This is a genomic window from Stenotrophomonas mexicanensis (genome assembly GCF_032911605.1).
Taxonomy (GTDB): domain Bacteria; phylum Pseudomonadota; class Gammaproteobacteria; order Xanthomonadales; family Xanthomonadaceae; genus Stenotrophomonas; species Stenotrophomonas maltophilia_A.
The window spans coordinates 1-3106 of the sequence record NZ_JAWJTG010000086.1 but is presented as its reverse complement, the minus strand read 5'-3'; the positions used below and the strand labels follow the sequence as shown (position 1 = coordinate 3106).

Below are 3106 nucleotides of genomic sequence, written 5' to 3'. Positions count from 1 at the left end.
GGATTAAGTCGTTTGTGCCACAAACGACTTAATCCCCTCCGTCCCCTTTTTCGGCTGCCGGCCAGCGGCCGGCACTACCCGTGCGTCACTTCGAGGGCTGGATGCGAACCCGGATTTCTTCCTCTTCCGGTGCGGCCTGCGGAGCCGGTTGTGTCTGCTGCGGCTGGGTCTGCGGGGCAGGGGCCGGTGCGACCGGCGCCGGGGCGCCACGATGGCGCAGGCCGATCACCAGCGCCACGCCGGCGATCACCACCAGCAGGGCGATGCGGATGCGCCAGGCCCAGCCACGGCCGCCGCCGGTCGTCTCTGCGGTGTCGCGGAAGGCGAATTCGGCGGTCGGATGGTCGCGGCGGGTGGTGTCGAGCAGTCGCGCCTCGCGCAGGATTTCACGCGCGCGCGGCTGGTCGTCGGCGCGCACGATCCACACCGCTGGGTAGGCGTTGGCGTTGCCCAGGTCGGTATAGCTGAACTGGCCGCGGCGACGGGTCTTGTACGAGCGCCCATTGGTCACCTTGACGTCGATGCCATGCCCGCGCAGGAGCTCGGCGACGCCTTCGACGGTTTCCACGCGCTGGCTGCTGAAGATCTGGCGCATCGGATCAATCCTTGGCCGGCACGGCGGCGGCCGCGGCCTGGTCGGGAACCACGCGGATCAGGCCTTCCTGCGCGGTGCTGGCCACCAGCACGCCATTGCGGGTGAAGAACTGGCCGCGGGCCAGGCCGCGCGAATCCTGCGCGCTGGGGCTGTCCAGCGAGTACAGCAGCCAGTCGTCGGCACGGAACGGGCGGTGGAACCAGATCGCGTGGTCGAGCGAGGCCATCTGCACGTGCGGGTGGTAGTAGCTGATGCCATGCGGGAACGTCGCCGTGCCCAGCAGGTGGAAGTCGGAGGCGTAGGCCAGCAGCGCCTGGTGCAGCTCCGGGGCATCGCCGACCGGCTCGCTCAGGCGCAGCCACACCTGGTGGTACGGCGGGCGCTTGGGCGGATTGAGTTCATCGCGCGGGTAGACGTGGCGGAACTCGAACGGGCCACCGCGCGACAGCCAGCGCTGCACCTTGATCGGCAGCCGCTCCAGCACTTCGGCCGGCAGCGGGCGGTTCGGTTCGATGTCTTCCGGCTGCGGCACTTCGGGCATCTTGTGCTGGTGCTCTGCGCCGGTTTCGGCCTGCTGGAACGAGGCAGCACAGAAGAAGATCACCTTGCCGTGCTGGATTGCGGTAACCCGGCGCACCGAGAAACTGCCGCCGTCGCGGGTACGGTCCACGTCGTAGACGATGGGGTGGTCGATGTTGCCGGCGCGCAGGAAGTAGGCGTGCAGCGAGTGCACGTGGCGCCCGTTGTCGACCGTGGCCTGCGCCGCAGCCAGCGCTTGGCCCAGCACCTGGCCGCCGAACACGTACTTGGTGCCGATGTCGCGGCTCTGCCCGCGGAACAGGTTGTCCTCCAGCCGCTCCAGGGTGAGCAGGTCGATCAGCTCGGAGACGACGGGTTCGGGCGTGTCGTTCAAGGGGGCGGCCACAGCAATGAAGAGGCCCCGATTATACCGTTGCAGGCCAGTCCATCATCGGTAGTGCCGGCCGCTGGCCGGCAGCCTCATGAGCCTCCTGGGGCGCCTGCAGTTGCCGGCCAGCGGCCGGCACTACCGGTTACTTGCCCAGCCGGGCGACCAGCGCCTGCAGGGCATTCTGCGCATCCGGGGCGAACCAGGCCTCGACGAAGCGGTCGAGCTGGATCAGGTCCGGCTGCAGCGCCACGTGCAGGTCGGCACGGGCGATGGCGCGGGTCAGCAGCATCGGCTGCCGCGGCTGCTTGAGCAGGTTCTGCAGCCAGGCGATGGCGCGCGCCACCACCAGGTCGCCTTCGGCCAGTTCGTCGACCAGACCGATCTGCAGCGCCTGTTCGGCCGGCACCAGCGAACCGGTGGTCAGCAGGACGCCGGCGCGGTGTACGCCCACCGCGCGGCGCAGCAGGCGCTGGATGCCCTCCGGCGCGATCAGGCCCACCTGCACTTCGTTCAGGCCGATGGCATACGGCCGCGACGGATCGGCGCTGCGCGCCATCACCCGGTAGTCGCAGCACAGGGCCAGCACGCAGCCGCCCGCCGGTGCGTGGCCGGTGATCGCCGCGACCACCGGGATCCGGCTCTCGGCCAGCGTGCGCACGGCGCCAAAGAAGGCGTTCCAGGTGTCCAACAACTTGTGCTTGTCATCACCATGCGAGAGCAGGTGCGGCACGTCCATACCGCCGGTGAAGATGCGCTCGCTGCCCGACAGCACGATGCCGTGCGCGTCTTCGGCCATGGCCAGCTCGATGGCATGGATCAACTGCCGGCACAGTTCGGTGTCCAGTGCGTTGACCGGCGGCCGCGCCAGGCGCAGTTCGCGGATGGGGCCATGGTTGATCACCTCGATGAGCGTCGTCATGCTGCGGTCTCGTTGCGAAGAAGGAACCTGGGCGATGATAACCAAACCATTCGTTGGCGTACTGTTGGTTCTGTGTGCGGCCGCAGCATCGGCGTCGGCGGCGGAACCGGACTGCGTCACGGTGGAGCAGGGCTGGGCGCGGTTGCCACCGAATCCGGCGATGCCGATGACCGCCGGCTACGGCGTGATCCACAACGGCTGCAGCAAGGCGGTGGCGATCACTGGCGCGACCAGCAGCAGCTTCAATGATGTGTCGCTGCACGAAACCACGATCACGGATGGGGTCAGCCGGATGCGCGCGATCGAGCGTCTGCCGCTGGCGCCGGGCGCGCGCGCCGAGCTCAAGCCCGGTGGCCTGCACCTGATGCTGATGCAGGGCAAGGGCGCCTTGAAGGAAGGGCAGGCGCTGCCGTTGCGGCTGCAGCTGGAAGGCGGTGGCGAAGCGAGCGCGACGTTGGTGGTGCGCAAGGCCGCGCCGTAAGCGCGCGGGGAAACGGCACGCTGCTGCTGACGCAAGGGGTTGGGATGGCCGTCGTAGCGTCGAGCTTGCTCGACGGCCCCGGCCTGCAGCAGTCGAGCAAGCTCGACTCTACGGATGAAGCGACGATTGGGATGGTTGCCGTAGCGTTGAGGGCGCTGGGCGCGAACGGAATATCCGGTAGTGGGGGGGGGGGGGGGGGGG

General features: G+C 68.8%; 4 protein-coding genes. 1 reads left to right on the top strand and 3 read right to left on the bottom strand.

From position 1 onward, the window contains the following. Positions 1–85: 85 nt before the first annotated feature. The 3 genes from R1L06_RS20410 to R1L06_RS20400 all read right to left on the bottom strand — a co-directional run bounded on the left by R1L06_RS20410 (position 86) and on the right by R1L06_RS20400 (position 2424). Positions 86–595, bottom strand: coding sequence for a pathogenicity-like protein (locus R1L06_RS20410; RefSeq protein ID WP_279913043.1), 510 nt, complete (start codon positions 593–595; stop codon positions 86–88). A 4-nt stretch (positions 596–599) separates the two neighbouring features. Further along, positions 600–1520, bottom strand: a complete 921-nt coding sequence (gene tesB / locus R1L06_RS20405) for an acyl-CoA thioesterase II (protein ID WP_004148214.1) — start codon at positions 1518–1520, stop codon at positions 600–602. Positions 1521–1647: 127 nt separating this feature from the next. After that, positions 1648–2424 carry an enoyl-CoA hydratase/isomerase family protein gene (locus R1L06_RS20400; protein WP_049462328.1) on the bottom strand — a complete coding sequence of 259 codons (777 nt, stop codon included), beginning with the start codon at positions 2422–2424 and terminating at the stop codon, positions 1648–1650. A gap of 34 nt (positions 2425–2458) precedes the next feature. On the opposite strand from R1L06_RS20400, the gene R1L06_RS20395 reads away from it, so the two are divergent. Then, positions 2459–2905, top strand: a complete 447-nt coding sequence (locus R1L06_RS20395; RefSeq protein ID WP_149909378.1) for a copper chaperone PCu(A)C — start codon at positions 2459–2461, stop codon at positions 2903–2905. The last annotated feature ends 201 nt before the right edge of the window (positions 2906–3106 follow it).